Origin of the sequence: Actinomadura sp. K4S16, assembly GCF_008327685.1 — a bacterium.
Lineage (GTDB): Bacteria > Actinomycetota > Actinomycetes > Streptosporangiales > Streptosporangiaceae > Spirillospora.
Map to the genome: position 1 here is coordinate 159,427 of NZ_BDDE01000017.1, position 15,377 is coordinate 174,803.

Here is a 15,377-nt window from a genome sequence, read left to right on the forward strand (position 1 = left end):
GACGCCATACCTACCCGGACGGCGGGTACGGGTGAGGTGAACCGGCGGCGGGGCGTTTCCCCTGGTCGCCGGGCTTGGAGATCCCGCCCGTGTCCCCGAGGAGGCCGGCCGTCCCATGAACGATCTGACGTTCACCGTCCCGCTGTGGGTCTGGACCGCGGTCATGGCCGGCATCGTCGCCATGCTCGCCGTCGACCTGCTCGCCCACCGCGACGGCCACGTGATCGGCTTCCGGGAGGCCGCGCTCTGGAGCGGGGGCTGGATCGCCGCCGGGCTGGGCTTCGGCGGCGTCCTCATGCTGTGGCAGGGCGGCGAGGTCGCCTCCACCTACTACGCCGGCTACCTGATCGAGAAGGCCCTCTCGATCGACAACGTGTTCGTCTTCGCGCTCGTCTTCTCGTTCTTCGCCGTCCCGGACGCCTACCAGCACAAGGTCCTGTTCTGGGGCGTGATCGGCGCGCTGGGGGCCCGGCTGGTGTTCATCTTCGTCGGCGCCGAACTGCTGCGGGTGTTCTTCTGGACCGCCTACGTCTTCGGCGCCTTCCTCATCTGGACCGGCTACAAGATGGCCGTCTCCAAGGACTCCGAAGTCCACCCCGACAGGAACCCGGTCGTCCGCGCCGTCAGGAGGATCGTCCCGACCGACCCCCGCTTCCACGGCGACCGGTTCGTCACCCGCGTCGACGGACGGCGCGTCGCGACGCTGCTCCTGGTCGTCCTGGTCGCCGTCGAGGCCACCGACCTGATCTTCGCCGTGGACTCCGTCGCCGCCGTGCTGGCCATCACCACCAACACCTTCCTGGTGTGGACGGCGAACGCCTTCGCCGTCCTCGGCCTGCGGAGCCTCTACTTCTGCCTGTCCGGCCTCCTGCGCCGCTTCGCCTACCTGCACTACGGCCTGGCCGTCCTGCTCGTGTTCGCCGGCGTCAAGCTCATCCTGTCCGAGACGCCCGTCGGCAAGCTCCCCATCCCGCTCACCCTCTCGGTCATCGCCGTCACCATCGCCGTCTCCATCGGCTGGTCCCTCCTCGCCACCCGCGGTGGGACCGACGAAAGCCACGATGGACGGGCCCCAGGGTCGCCGGACGTCCCCGAGCCAGGAGCCCGTCCGCCCGGAGACGACCTGTGACCCTGCAAGTCGCCATCGCGTCGGCGCGGCCGAGGGCGTCAGGCAGTGCCGATCAGGACAAGGCGACCGACAGGTTCCCCAGCGTGGTGCCGGTGTCCGAAGGGCGCGATGCCCTCCCGGCGGTCGAGCGGCGGGCGCGGGCCGCCGCCGGTGCAGCGCCGCCGGGTCCCGCTGAGGGGGCGCGGCGCAGCCGGTACGCCAGGACGGCGGCGGCAAGCAGCGGACCCCAGATCGGGAACGGGAAGATCAGCAACGCCATGACCATGCCGACGCCCATGCCGTCGCTCTCCAGCCCGTGCACGACGAAGCCCGGCGCGGCCACGCACGCCGCCGCGGCGACCACGCCGCCCGGGATCACGGCCATCCCCGGCGGCACGGGACGTCCGCCCACGACCGGGACCCAGCGCGGGAACCGCTCGCCCCACCTGGCGATCAGCCCCAGGGTGAGCACCGTGCCGCCGACCGCGGCCACCCCCAGTCCCGCGCCCTGCATCCGGGTCGCCGGATTGTCCTCGCTGCCCATCAGTCCTATGGGCCACGGGGTCAGCCAGGTCAGCCGGACGAGGCCGTACGTCAGCGGGCACAGTCCCGCCGCGATCGTGGCGATCCGTCCCCATCGGCGGGCGCCCTCGGGGGTCGCCCAGGCCGGAAGACGACCGCCACCGCCCAGAAGCATCGAGCGGCGCAGCAGCCGGTAGGCCAGGAACGCCCAGCCGGCGGTGACGGCCGACATCCCGATGCCCCAGACCAGCCGCAGGTCGTAGTCGGCGAAGCTGTGCCCCACGTTGCGCGCGAACCGGGACACCGAGCCGACGGTGAGGAAGCCGGTCGCCACCCCGACGGCGGCCAGGGCCAGCAGCATCCCGGCGGCCAGGTACCCGATCCGCTGGCGGCGGACGCAGGCCACCAGGACGGTCGTCAGCACGATCAACGGGCTGGTGAGCGCGAGGGTGTAGGCGAGCCCCACCATCAGCGTGATGTCGGCCATCACCAGGCCGAAGAACAGGGTCTCGGCGAGGGCGATCGCGCCGGCGGCCCGCAGCGCTGCGACGCGGGCGCGCCCGCGGGCGGCGAACGCGGTGGCCGCGAGCCCGGCGGCCGAGGCCGCCAGCAGCATCGCGCCCGCCGCCCGGTGCTCGATCAGGTGGGTGACCGACACCGTGACCTTGTCGGCGGAGCCGAACGGGTAGCTCGACGGACGGGCGAACCACAGCGCACCCACCCCGGCTATGAGCAGCGTAAGCATTCCCGACGCCGCGACCGGCCCTCGGGGCGGCCTCGCCTCGCAGGCGTCGTCCTTCTGCGTTTCCATGGCAGGGAGGCTAGAAAGAGCTGGCCGGAGCCCGGTTCCCCCTGCCGGGGGAGCCGCCTCCCTCCGGCGAGCGAACCGACCGCCCGGACGGTCGCGAAGTGCTCCACCGCGCGTGTCCGAGCCGAGTGCCACAATGCGGACGGCATTTACAGGAGGTGGGATGGCCGTCCTCATCCACGCCAGTGAGGTGCCTGCCGCGGAGCGGGCGCAGACCTGGCTCGACGTGGTCTGCGACACCCTGGGCCCGCTGGATGTGCGGATGGATCGGGACGTCCCTCTGGAAGGACGGATCGAGGCCGCGCAGCTCGGCCCGCTCGGCGTCGGCAGGATCCAGACCTCGACACCGCACAGCGTCCACCGCACGCCAGGGTTGATCAAACGCGGCGGGCCGGCGCTGTACCGGGTGCTGCTGGCGGCTTCGGGAACGGTGCTGCTCCGCCAGGACGACCGGACGGCGCGGCTGCGCGGCGGCGACCTGGCGGTGTACGACTTCACCCGTCCGTACGAGCTGGTCTACGACTCGGCCGTCCAGTTGGCGGTCTTCAGCCTCCCCAGGGAAGCGCTTGCCGTACCCGCCGGCACGCTGCACCGGCTCACCGGCGTCCCGATCCCGGGGGACGGCGGTACGGCGGCCCTCGCCGGGCCGCTGCTGCGCAGGGTCGCCGAAGACGTGGACACCTACCGGCCGGCCAGCGCCGCCCGGCTGGCCACGGTGGTGACGGACCTGCTCACGACGACGGTCGCCGAGCACGCGTCGCAGGCCGACGCGCTGGAGCCGGAGACCCGCGAACGGGTGCTGCTGCACCGCGTCCACGCGTTCGTCGAACAACGCCTCGGCGACCCCGACCTCAGCCCGGCCGTGGTGGCGGCGGCCCACCACGTGTCGCTGCGCTACCTGCACCGGCTGTTCGAGTCGCAGGACACCACGGTCGCGGGGTGGATCCGGCACCGGCGGCTGGAACGCTGCCGCCGGGACCTGGCCGACCCGGGCTGCTCCGACCAGTCGGTCAGCACCATCGCCGCGCGGTGGGGGCTGCCCGATCCGGCCCACTTCAGCCGGCTCTTCCGCCGGGCGTACGGGAGGCCGCCGGCCGAGTACCGCAGGGCGTGCCCGGCGCCGGGCGGCTGAGTCCCGCACGGATCGTCAAGTCCCCGGCTCTCAGGTACAAGCCCCGCCGCAGCGCGGTCCGCAGAATCGTGGACATGGCAGGCCGCGAGGCCACGACCTCCGAGAAGGGAACGGAAATGTCCCACACCCTGTTCGTCAACATGCCCGTCAAGGACCTCGACCGGTCCAAGAAGTTCTTCACCGAGCTCGGCTTCGACTTCTTCGGCATGACCGACGACATCGCCTCCGTGGTCATCAGCGAGCGCACCCAGGTCATGCTGCTGGCGGAGCCGACGTTCGCCGGTTACAGCCGCAACCCGGTCGCCGACCCGGCCGAGACCACCGAGGTGATCCTGGTGCTCGGCCTCGACAGCCCCGCGGAGGTGGACGAGCTGTTCGACAAGGCGGTGGCAGCCGGCGCGACGCCCGTCGGCGAGCCGCTGACCGAGGGCCCCCGCTACCAGCGCGGCTTCGCCGACCCCGACGGCCACCAGTGGTCGGCGCTGTGCCTGATCAACCCGGCCGGCTGAGATGGCGGCGATTCCGGCTCCGATCGCCACGGACACCGCGACCTCGGCCGACGGCACGTCGATCGTCTTCGACCGCACCGGCACGGGACCCGCGCTCGTCCTGGTGCACGGCGCCTTCACCGACCGGTCGCATCCGCTGCTCCACGAGGTGGCGCGGACGCAGGCCCCGTGGTTCACGGTGTTCGACTACGACCGCCGCGGCCGCGGCGCCAGCGGGGACACCCGGCCCTACGCCGTCCAGCGGGAGATCGAGGACCTGGCCGCGGTCATCGAGGCGGCGGGCGGCACGGCGATGGTGTTCGGCGGCTCCTCCGGCGCCGCGCTGGCGCTGCGGGCCGCCGCCCGCCTCCCGGCCGTCACCCGCCTCGCGCTGTGGGAACCGCCGTACCACGTCGGCCCCGGCGCCCCCGAACTGCCGCACGACTTCGCCTCGCGCCTCACCGCTCTGGTGGAGGGGGGAGCGCGAGGCGAGGCGGTGGAGCTGTTCATGGTCCGGGCCGCCGAGGTCCCCGCCGACGTGGTCGGTGCGATGCGCGCCGATCCGTCGTGGCGGCAGATGGAGGCGCTCGCCCACACCCTGGCGTACGAGGCGGAGGTCATGGGCCCCGGCAACCCCCTGCCCGTCGACACGGCCACGTCGATCGGGCGACCGGTCCTCGTCCTCAACGGCCAGGACAGCCCCGCCTGGATGCGCGACGCCGGCGCCGCTCTCGCTCAGGCCGTCCCAGGGGCCGTCCACCGGACGCTGAGCGGCCAGACCCACGCCGTCGCCCCTGACGCGCTGGCCCCCGAACTGCTCGAGTTCTTCGCCCGGCACGCCTGACGCCCGCCGGCCGTCCGCCCGCACCCTTGACACATAGCGACCGATTGGTTTCTATGTCGGCCATGGGCTTCGACGTCATCATCCGCGGCGGCCGCTGGTTCGACGGGACGGGCGCGCCCTCCGCGATCCGCACCCTCGGCATCAAGGACGGCAAGGTCGCCGCCGTCTCCGCCGCCGACCTCCCCGCGGAGGGCGCGCGGGTCGTCGACGCGTCCGGCAAGTGGGTCATGCCGGGCTTCATCGACATCCACACCCACTACGACGTCGAGGCCCTCGCCGCGCCTGGACTGGGCGAGTCGGTGCGCCACGGGGTCACCACGGTCGTGTTCGGGTCGTGCTCGCTGGGCACCGTCCACGTCGAGCCCCTGGACGCGGCCGACCTGTTCAGCAGGGTCGAGGCCGTGCCGCGCGAGCACGTCCTGTCCATCCTGGGACGGCACCGCGACACCTGGGGCTCGGCCGCCGAGTACATCGCGGCGCTCGAAGACCGGCCGCTGGGCCCGAACGTCACCGCGTTCCTCGGCCACTCCGACCTGCGCGCGGCGGTGATGGGGCTGGGCCGCTCCACCGACGCGAAGGCCGCCCCGACCGGCGCCGAGCTGCGCAGGATGGAGCTGCTGCTGGTCGACGCCCTGCGCGCCGGGATGATCGGCATGTCGGAGATGCGCAACCCCTGGGACAAGCTGGACGGCGACCGCTACCGCTCGCGCACCCTTCCCTCCACCTTCGGCACCCGCGCCGAGCGCCGCCGCCTCTACCGCATCCTGCGCAGCTCCGGGCGGGTCCTGCAGTCCATCCCGAACCTCAACCTGCCCGTCTCCCTGATCCCCGCGCTGCTGGCCTCCATCGGACGGGGCGGCACCAAGCCGCTGAAGACCAGCTACCTGACCGCCGCCGACGTCAAGGCCAACCCGTTCCTCATGCACATCATGGGGCCGCTGGCCCGCGCGGTGAACCGGCTGGGCGGCGACTTCCGCTGGCAGCACCTGCCCGTCCCGTTCCAGGTGTTCGCCGACGGCATCGACCTGGTGGTGTTCGAGGAGTTCGGCGCCGGCGCCGCCGCGCTGCACCTGAAGGACGAGGTCGAGCGCAACGCCCTGCTGCAGGACGAGGCCTACCGGCGGCGCTTCCGGCGGGAGTACGAGAACCGGTGGACGCCGCGCGTGTGGCACCGCGACCTGTACGACGCGCACATCGTCGACTGCCCCGACGCGTCCGCCGTCGGCAGGACGTTCGGGCAGGTCGGCGACGAGCGCGGCGTGCACCCGGTCGACGCCTTCCTGGACCTGGTGGTCGAGCACGGCCCGAAGGTCCGCTGGCACACCACCATCTCCAACCACCGGCCCCAGGCCCTGAACCACCTCAGCTCGCTGCCCGAGGTGCAGATGGGGTTCTCCGACGCCGGGGCCCACCTGCGCAACATGGCGTTCTACAACTTCCCGCTGCGGCTGCTGCGCCGCGCCCACCACGAGGGCTTCATGACGATCGAGCGGGCCGTCCACCGGCTCACCGGCGAGCTGGGCTCCTGGTACGGGCTGGACGCCGGGTTCCTGCGCGAGGGGGATCGCGCCGACCTCGTCATCGTCGACCCCGACCACCTGGGTCCGGAGCTCGACCAGGCGCAGGAGGCCCCGGTCGAGGCGTTCGGCGGGCTGCGGCGCATGGTCAACCGCAACGACGCCACCGTCGTGGCGACGTTCGTCGCGGGCACCCGGATCTTCGGCGCGGGCGAGTACGCCCCCGAGCTCGGCCGCCGCCGCACCGGCCGCTTCCTGCGGGCCGGCGAACCGCGCGGCACCGTCGACCCCCGGACCCTCCCGGGCCCGGCTGCTATCGTCGGCTGAGTGGACGCCCAGCAGCCCGTCCGGCGGCGCACCCAGCGCGAACGCAAGGAGGCGACCGTCACCCGGCTGCTGGACGCGACGATCGCGGCCATCGCCGAAGCCGGCTACGCCGGCACCTCGGTGGGCGAGGTCTGCGCCCGCTCGGGCGTCTCGCGCGGCGGGCTGTTCCGCCACTTCGGGTCCCGGCTCGACCTCGTCGTCGCCGCGGCCGAGCGGGTCGCCGCCCACCACCTCGAAGCCGCCGCCGACCACCTGGCCGCCGCGCCGCCGTCGGACCTGCGCGCCGCACTGGAGTGGATGCGCGGCCGCCACCGCGACCGCGAGAACGTCGTCTGGTTCGAGCTGATGGTCGCCGCCCGCACCGACGCCGCCCTGCGCGCCCGGCTGTCCCCCGTCGCCGAGCGCTTCTTCACCGACATCACCCGTCTCGCCCGCCGGGTCCCCGCCCTGGACGACTTCCCCGACGAGACCCTCCACCTGCTCGTCTCCTCCGCGCGCAACCTCCTCGACGGCGAGACCATCTCCAGGACCCTCGTCCCCGAACCCGCAGTCGAGGACGCCCGCCTCGACTTCCTGGCCGACTTCGCCCAGTTCCTCGCCGTCCGCCGGACCCGCGTGAGCGTCGGCGGCGCGTGACCGGACAACCGGTTCCCGGCGCGCCACAACGGTCGGTTGTGCGCGCCTAGGGTGAACCGGTGGACACCGAGGCATTGCGATCGTTCGTCCGGGCGGCCGAGCTCGGTCAGCTGGGGCACGCGGCCGACGAGCTGGGCGTGACGCAGCAGGCGGTCTCCAAGCGGATCGCCGCACTGGAGCGCGATCTGGAAGTCCGCCTGTTCACGCGTACCGCGCGAGGGGTGGAGCTGACCCTCGACGGCCAGGCGTTCCTCCCCCACGCGCGGAGCGTCGTCGCCGGGGTGGAGCGCGCCGTCACCGCGGTCAGGCCGGGGTCGCGGGCCCTTCGCATCGACGTCCTCGGCTTCCGGAGCGCGCAGGCCGTCGTCCTGCACGAGTACTGGCGGTCGCATCCCGGGACCGACCTCGACGTGGTGACACTCCGGGTCGACGACCCGCGCGCGGCGGTCGCCGCCATCGAAGCCGGCGAGATCGACGCTTCGTTCCGCACCGTGACCGACCCGGCCGCCCTGCCGTCCGGCGTGCGGATGATCCGGGCGTTCGACTCCCCGCTGGAACTCCTCGTCGGCCCGGGCCACCCGCTCGCCTCCGCGCGGGAGCTGACCCCGGCCCGGCTGCGCAAGCACCGGATATGGGTGCCGGGCATCGCGCCCCGAAGCGAGTGGGGAGAGTTCTACGACCGGCTCGCCGCCCGATTCGACCTGCGCATCGACGCGGCGGGCCCGCACTTCGGCGACGAAGTGCTCCTGGACGTCCTCGCGGACTCCGCCGACGTGGCCACCCTCGTCGGCGCCCGGGACCGCTACATCTGGCCGGCGAGCTACGACCTGCGCCGCATCCCCATCGTCGAGCCGACCCTCGCGTACCCGCTCTCGCTCATCCTCCCCAGAACGAACCCGCATCCGGGACTACGCGGAATCATCGCCCACCTCAGAACCCTGCCGAGCCTCCCCGACCCGGTCTGGCTCCCGTCCTGGGCGCCCGAAGAGGCATCGCAAGAGCCCGCCTGACGAAGGCGACCCGGCCGACCGCTGATGGCGGCCTCCCCTTGAGCCCCATCTCACCGATTCACCAGAAGGGATCGCGGCATGCCCAGCGACCGCCTCATGCGCATCCACAGCCCCGAGTTCAAGGCCATGTCCGACAGGGTCCTCCGGGCCACGGAGCTCACCTCCCGCCTGAACGTCCTGCCCTTCGAGGACGAAGCGGGCAAGGCCGAGCTGTTCGAACGGATCCTCGGCAGGCCGCTGCCCGCGAGCGCCACGATCTACCCGCCCTTCTACACCGATCACGGCCTGCGCCTGGATCTCGCGGAGCGCGTGTTCATCAACCAGAACTGCACGTTCCTGGACTACGCCGGCATCCGGCTCGGCGAGCGCGTGATGGTCGGGCCGAAGGCCACGTTCATCACCGTCGGCCATCCGGTCGATCCCGGGGAGCGCCGGGAGTGGCTGACCGGCGCGCCCATCGACGTTGCGGAGAACGTGTGGATCGGCGCGGGCGCCACCGTCCTGCCCGGCGTCAGCATCGGCCGAGACTCGGTGGTCGCCGCCGGAGCGGTCGTGGCCGACGACGTCCCGCCCGCAACCCTGGTGACCGGCCCGAAAGCGACCCTGAACAGGCAGTGGTGACCGCGGCGGGAGCAGGCCGAGGGGCGGCGTGCGTGGAAATCGACCCGTGAGTCCCGTTAGGGTCGTGGCTTGGTGAGCCGGGAAGTCTGGTCGGCACTGCGTCCGCCATTCCCGAGAGAGCCCCGGTATGACCAACCTTCTGCTCGCCTTCGCCGCCATGCTGCTGCTGGCGGTGCTGGTGTCCAACCTCGCCCACCGCACCGTGCTGTCGACGGCGGCGCTGTTCCTGGTCGGCGGGTTCCTGCTGGGCGACGGCGTCACCGGACTGATCACTCTGAAGCCGGGCGACACGCTGGTGTCCGAGCTGGCGGAGCTGGCGCTGTTCGCCGTGCTGTTCACCGACGGCATGCACGCGGGCTGGCAGGACCTGCGCAGCGCCTGGCGGCTGCCCGGCCGCGCCCTCGGCTGGGGACTGCCTCTCACGCTGCTGGTCACCGCGCTCTTCGCGCACTACGTCGTCGGGCTCGGCTGGGTGGAGTCGCTGCTGATAGCGGCGATCCTCACCCCGACCGACCCGGTGTTCGCCGCCGCGCTGGTCGGCAACGACAAGGTGCCGCCGCGGCTGCGCCATCTGCTGAACGTGGAGTCGGGCGTCAACGACGGGCTCGTCCTGCCGTTCGTGGTGCTGTTCCTGGCGATCGCGCGGGGCGAGGAGAGCCTGCATCTGGGTGAGCTGGGCGCCGAGCTGGCCGGCGGGGTGGCCATCGGCGTGGCGATCCCGTGGGCCGCGATCATGCTGGTGCGGACCCGGTGGTTCGCGATCGCGCCCAAGTACGAGCCGCTGAACGCCGTCGCCATCGGGCTGCTCGTGCTGGCCACCGCGCAGGCCACGCACGGCAACCTGTTCCTGGCCGCGTTCGCCGCCGGCGTCACCGTCGCGACGGTCGGGCACCGCCACCGCGAGACGTTCGAGCAGTTCGGCGAGCTGGTCGCCGAACTGCTCAAACTCGCCGCCCTGCTGGTGTTCGGCGCGCTGCTGTCCCCCGCGTTCCTCGGCGACGTCGGCTGGACCGGCTGGGCCTTCGCCGTCCTCGCCCTCGTGGTCGCGCGCCCGGTGGCGATCTGGGTGTCGTTCCTGCGCTCCGGACTCACCGCACGGGAGCAGGCCGCGGTGATGTGGTTCGGGCCCAAGGGCTTCGCCTCGGTCGTCTACGGCCTGCTCGTCCTGGAGTCGGGCATCCCCGCCGGCGAGAAGATCTTCCACCTCGTCGGCGTCACCATCACCCTGTCGATCCTCGCGCACTCCTCCACCGACATAGTCGTCGCACGCGGCTTCGATGAGGAACGCGAGGTCCCGGCCTGGTTCGGAAAGGCCCGCGCCCGCCTCCGACGCCCCGCCCCCGCCGAAGGCGGCGACGGACCGGCCGCCGAGTCCGGGGCGGATCGCGAGCCCACTCCCTGATCAGGAGCCGCGACCGGGCGCCTCAACGGGTGTCGCGGAGGGTGGTCTCTATTGCGGTGAGTTTGTCGGCCAGGTGGAGGAGGGCGCCGACGGACGGGTCGTCGGTGGCGCCCGCGAGGGTCTGGGCGCGGCGGTAGGCGGCTTTGATCTCGGTCCAGCGCTCGGCCTCGGACGGGGTGAGGGTGCCCTGGAGTTCGGCGAGTTTGAGGAGGTTGGCCTCCGCGTCCGAGGTGAGGGTCTGGGACTCGGCCCGGTAGTGGTCGTCGATGACCGCTTGCAGTTCGGTGTCGTCCATGACCGGGAGGATGCGTTCGGCGAGCTTGTTCATGTCGCGGTAGGAGCCCTGGAGGCGGAACGGCGGTTCGGTGCGGGACGAGTCGTCCTGGGCGGCGGAGGCTATGTAGACGCGGTTGACCGTCAGGACCACCTGCTGCGCGTAGCGGAGCTTGGCGAGCACGGACAGGATGTCGTCCAGTTCGGCTTGGGAGTACGGGTGGGACAGGCGGTCGGGGTGGACGGTCTGGTCCCCCGCCGCCAGGCGGACGAGCAGTTCGATGTCGCCGCGGTCGCGGCCTCCAAGGGGCGCGAGGACGGGGTTCGAGGTCAGGGCGTTCTCGATGTAGCTGAGCGCGAACAGCTCGTCCTTGCCGGACAGGACGTCGCCGAGGTTCCACACGTCGGCGCGGTTGGCGAGCATGTCGGGGATGCGGAAGCGGCGGCCCGACTCGGTGTAGGGGTTGCCCGCCATGCAGACGGCGAAGCGCTTGCCGCGCAGGTCGTAGGTGCGTTCGGCTCCCTCGATGCGGCGCTGGGCGTCGCAAAGCGGGATGAACTTCTGCAGGAGTTCCGGCGAGGTGTGCTGGATGTCGTCGAGGTACAGCAGGACGTTGGTGCCCATGTCGAGCGCAAAGTTGATCTTTTCGACCTCGCGGGCGGCGGTGGCGTCGGGGGCCTTGGACGGGTCGAGGGACGTGACGCCGTGGCCGAGCGCCGGGCCGTCCACCTTCACCAGGGCGAGGCCGAGGCGGTCGGCGACGTACTCCATCAGGGTCGTCTTGCCGTAGCCGGGCGGTGAGACGAGCAGGAGCAGCCCCATCTGGTCGGCGCGCTCGCCGTCGCCGGCGGCGCCCAGCTGCTTGGCGAGGTTGTCGCCGATGAGGGGGAGGTAGACCTCGTCGATGAGGCGGTTGCGGACGAACGCGCTCATCGTGCGGGGGCGGAGGCCGGCCACTCCCAGGCGCTTCTCCTCCGCCGCGACCAGCTCGTTCCGCTTCCGCTGGTAGGCGCGGAAGGCGGGGACCCGCTCGGTGCGGAAGCGGTGCGTCCTGGTGAGGAGCTCGTCCAGGCGCAGGTCGAGCCGGCGGCCGGTGATCCGCGGGTGGCGGCCGAGCAGGTCGTCGATGGTGGCCGCGAGCGCGGCCGGCGAGTCGTACCGGGCGGACGGGCACAGGAGCATGGACACGGCCTCGGGCAGGTCGGCCGGGTCGCCGTCCGCCCCCGTCCCGAGGTAGGCGGAGAGCCACGCCTCGGCCAGCTGCCGGCGTGCGGCGAGGGTGCCCGCGCCGCGCAGGTCCTCGTCCAGGGGGACGTCGCCGAGCGCCTGGGTGAAGTCCTTCAGCAGGGTGCGGGCGCCCTGGCTCGTCACGAAGCCGTCCGGGGCGGTGGCGAGTTCCTCGACCAGGTACTCGGCGGCGAGCGGGTCGGGGGCGGGCATGGCGTCGCGGTCGGCGAACGCCTCGATCGCCGAGCGGAGTTCCTCGGTCAGCCCGGTGAGGGCGCCGGGACGTCCGAACGCCTCGCGGGCGCGGACGAGCGACCGGGCGCGGACCGTCCACGTCGCGCGCTCGGCGTCGTCGGGACCGTGCGTCCAGAAGAGCCGGGCGGCGGCGCGGGCCTCGCCCGGGTAGCGCAGGAGGCCCGCCTCGGTGTGCAGGCGCAGGAGCGCCTCCAGGATGCGTGCCGCGTCGTGGTCGTGGACGCCCCGCTCGTACCCCTCGTCGTAGCGGTCGGCGGCGGTCTCCCGGACGAGGGCGAGCAGGCGGCCGTCGGCCGCGGCCCGGCGCAGGTCGCCGGGGTCGGCGGCGGCGAGGAGCGACGCCGCCAGGTACTCGGCGCGGTAGGTCTCCGCCGTCTCCGAGACGAGGCTCTGGCTCCAGAAGGGGCGGGTCGCGGCGAAGTCCGCGTCGTGGACGGGCGCGCGGTAGTCGGTCCCGGTGATCGTGAAGGCGACCGTGTCGCGGTGCGGGACGAGGGTCAGCTCGATCGGACGGGTGTTGACCGCGAACCGGTGGCGTCCGAGCCGGATCGTCCCGCCGCCGTCGCCGTACAGGTCGAGGCGGTCGCGCAGGGCGCGGCCGGCCTCCTGGCGGGCGGCGTTGAGGCGGCCGTCCAGCTCCTCGGCGCGGGCGGCCTCGCCCAGGGCGCGCAGCTCGTCGGCGATCGCGCGCAGCCGGCGCACCATGGCGTCGGTCGTGAAGTAGGCGGTGACCTCGGCGGGGGACGCGAGCGCGGCGGCGCGGCGGCGCACACCGGACAGGATCCGGTCGGCCGACTCGGTGAGCCGGTCGCCGCGGCGGGCGCGCTCGTCCAGGAGCGTCTGCTTGCGGGAGGTGAACGCCTCGTTGAGCTCGGTCCGCTTCGTCTCCAGCTCGGCGAGGAACTCCTCCGGCTCGGCGAAGCGGGCCTGGAGCGTCTCCAGGCGGAGCAGCAGGCGGCCGAGCTGCGCGTCGCAGTCCTCGGGGGTCGCCGCCGCGGCGAGGGCGCCGGCGATGGCCTGGTCGAGCAGGCCGAGTTCGGCGGCGAACGCGGCGCCTCCCTCGCGGGCGAGCAGCTCGCGGCGGCGGTCGTCGAGGACGGCGCGGGCCCGGTTGAGGCCGCCGAGCACCTCGCCGACGCGCTCCAGGATCGCGGTCCGCGCGGTCGCGTCGGTGACGTCGAGGTCGCCGACGACCTCGGTGACGACGTCCAGCCCCTCGTTCTGGGCGTCGAGGAGGGCGGCCAGCGGCGCGGCGTCGGCGGCCGTCCCGATGGCGCGCGCCGCCTCGGCGATGCGCTCGACCTCGGCGTGGTAGCCGGTGAACGCGTCCTCGCCCTGAAGGTACTCGACGGCCTGCCGCGCGGCCTCGTCCAGCTCCGCCCGGACGTCCTCCGAGAGCGCGTCGATCCGGGCGCCGTCGGCGTAGCGGAGGTCTCGGAGCGTCTCCAGGTGCCCCTGGGCGCGGCGGAACTCCGCCAGGCGGGAGACCCAGCCGTCCGCGCTCTCCGGTTCCTCGGTCCGCGCGCGGCGGATCAGGGCGGCGAGCCGCTCGCCCGCCTCGGCGACGGCGGCGGCCGCCTGCCCGGTGAGCGCGCGGACCTTCTCGTACTCGTCCAGGACCTGGCCCGCGGTGGAGCGGACTTCGGCGAGCGGCGCGGCGAGGTCCCCGAGCCGGTCGTCGCCGAGCCAGGGGTACAGGTCCGCCGCGCGCGTGCACGCGGCGATCAGCGCCTCGAACACCCGGCCGGACGGCGACGTCTCCGCCGCCATCCGGGTGATCGACAGGCACTCGGAGACGCCGCGCACGAGGTCGGCGTTGCCGACCCGCTCCAGCGGGCCCGTGCCGACGGGCTGCGCGGCGGCGTGCGCGTCGGACACGAACGGGGTCGCCCAGATCTGCATCGGGTGGACGCGGGACGGCTCGTCGGAGAGCGCCCGCATGACCACGAGCGTCCCGTCGTCGAACAGCGAGTACCCGTGGCAGGTGATCGGCGTCGCGACCTGCTTGCGGATCACGTTGTAGGGCAGCAGCAGCGACCGGCCGTCCTCCCGCGAGTGGAAGACGTACAGGACGTCCTCTCCGTTGGGAGAGCGGACGACCCGCTCGTACTCCAGGCCCGCGACGTCGGTGTCGAACGTCTTCGCGGCGCCCGTGTCGAGGTGGTAGCCGCCGGGGAAGATGATCCCGTGGTCGTCCGGCAGCCGGCGGCACGCCTGCTCGATCCCGTCGAGCCGCGCGACCTCCTTGGTGCGGACGTTGAACACCAGGTGCCGCCACGCGGACTCGTTGTACGGCCTGATCCGCAGCAGGATCAGCGCCCCGACCCGCGCGTGCAGGACGTCGGCGTCCGCGAGCGACTGGAGCGGCTCGTCCACCGGCTCGGAGTAGATCCCCTCGCCGGTCCCGGTGTTGTCCTCGATCTTGACGGTGAGGGTCCCGCCGATCGTCTCGACGAACACCTCGCCCTCGATCGAGATGTGCGGGTGCCGCCCGGCGACGTGGTCGTCCCGTGTGGCCTCCACCCAGTCGACGTCGTGCGCGGGAGGGAACGCGTGGTCGCGCTCGCCCTGGTTGTCCTCGTAGGCGACGCCGCCGTCCGGCGCGGTCCGCCACCGCAGGACGCGCAGGTCCGACAGGCGTGGACCGGTCTGGAAGACGGCGAGCAGCCGCCCCTCCACCAGGCGCAGCTGGAGCAGCCGCGCCTGCCGGTAGTACCGGTACATGTCGGCGAAGTCGCGCAGGAAGCGCGGGTCGTCCAGCAGGCCCAGCACGGCCTCCGGCCCGGTCTGGACGAACCGGACGCCGTCCTCTCCGCGCGTGAACCGGTGCAGCGAGAAGACGTCGTCGACCGTCGTCTCGGGCTTCAGCCCGAGGAAGGCGTTGCAGCCGAACAGCAGCACCCCGCCGAGCGCCACCACGTCGCGGGGCACGCTGTTGTGCGCCGTGCGGATCCGCTCGGTGCCCGCGAGCCGCAGGTCCGAGCCCCCGAAGACCTCCAGCCGCCGGGCGTTGAGCGCCTCCGCGCGGCGCGCCAGCTCGCCGGCGTGCCCGGCGAGCCGCGCGCGCAGCACCTCGTACGTGCCGTGGTCCGGCTCCGCGTGCCGGTTCCCGGCCGCGCCGGGCTCTGTCATGTCCACGCCCACCTGCCTCCCGTTCGTCTACCGCAACGCGTGCCGAACCCCGACCTCGTCCAAGCGGTCCGTCC

General features: G+C 73.1%; 11 protein-coding genes. 9 read left to right on the plus strand and 2 right to left on the minus strand.

What is annotated here, in order from left to right; genetic code table 11:
• Positions 1-115 precede the first annotated feature (115 nt).
• The gene (locus K4S16_RS26825; RefSeq protein WP_149261801.1) at positions 116-1,129 is read left to right on the plus strand and encodes a TerC family protein; all 1,014 of its coding nucleotides are present in this window, start codon (positions 116-118) and stop codon (positions 1,127-1,129) included.
• Between the two features lie 52 nt (positions 1,130-1,181).
• Here K4S16_RS26825 and K4S16_RS26830 read toward each other — a convergent pair whose 3' ends face one another.
• Complete coding sequence (locus tag K4S16_RS26830) at positions 1,182-2,441, minus strand: hypothetical protein (protein WP_160161048.1); 1,260 nt, start codon at positions 2,439-2,441, stop codon at positions 1,182-1,184.
• Between the two features lie 160 nt (positions 2,442-2,601).
• Between K4S16_RS26830 and K4S16_RS26835 the strand changes: the two genes are divergently transcribed.
• From K4S16_RS26835 to K4S16_RS26870, 8 genes are all read left to right on the plus strand, one after another.
• On the plus strand, positions 2,602-3,570 hold the full coding sequence (locus K4S16_RS26835; RefSeq protein ID WP_160161049.1) for a helix-turn-helix domain-containing protein: 969 nt from the start codon (positions 2,602-2,604) through the stop codon (positions 3,568-3,570).
• Between the two features lie 74 nt (positions 3,571-3,644).
• Complete coding sequence (locus K4S16_RS26840; RefSeq protein WP_200842141.1) at positions 3,645-4,079, plus strand: VOC family protein; 435 nt, start codon at positions 3,645-3,647, stop codon at positions 4,077-4,079.
• Position 4,080: 1 nt separating this feature from the next.
• Positions 4,081-4,902 (plus strand): alpha/beta fold hydrolase, encoded by an 822-nt coding sequence (locus K4S16_RS26845; protein WP_149261805.1) that lies wholly within the window; start codon positions 4,081-4,083, stop codon positions 4,900-4,902.
• A gap of 62 nt (positions 4,903-4,964) precedes the next feature.
• Entirely contained in the window at positions 4,965-6,746 is a 1,782-nt protein-coding gene (locus K4S16_RS26850) for an amidohydrolase family protein (protein WP_149261806.1), read from the plus strand.
• Entirely contained in the window at positions 6,747-7,382 is a 636-nt protein-coding gene (locus K4S16_RS26855; RefSeq protein ID WP_149261807.1) for a TetR/AcrR family transcriptional regulator, read from the plus strand.
• A 59-nt stretch (positions 7,383-7,441) separates the two neighbouring features.
• Positions 7,442-8,392, plus strand: coding sequence for a LysR family transcriptional regulator (locus K4S16_RS26860; RefSeq protein ID WP_149261808.1), 951 nt, complete (start codon positions 7,442-7,444; stop codon positions 8,390-8,392).
• A gap of 78 nt (positions 8,393-8,470) precedes the next feature.
• On the plus strand, positions 8,471-9,013 hold the full coding sequence (locus tag K4S16_RS26865) for a DapH/DapD/GlmU-related protein (RefSeq protein ID WP_149261809.1): 543 nt from the start codon (positions 8,471-8,473) through the stop codon (positions 9,011-9,013).
• Between the two features lie 127 nt (positions 9,014-9,140).
• Positions 9,141-10,415 (plus strand): sodium:proton antiporter, encoded by a 1,275-nt coding sequence (locus K4S16_RS26870; RefSeq protein WP_149261810.1) that lies wholly within the window; start codon positions 9,141-9,143, stop codon positions 10,413-10,415.
• 22 nt (positions 10,416-10,437) lie between these two features.
• On the opposite strand, the gene K4S16_RS26875 is transcribed toward K4S16_RS26870, so the two are convergent.
• Positions 10,438-15,303: a DNA repair ATPase gene (locus K4S16_RS26875; RefSeq protein WP_149261811.1), complete on the minus strand. Its 4,866-nt coding sequence runs from the start codon at positions 15,301-15,303 to the stop codon at positions 10,438-10,440.
• Between the last annotated feature and the right edge of the window lie 74 nt (positions 15,304-15,377).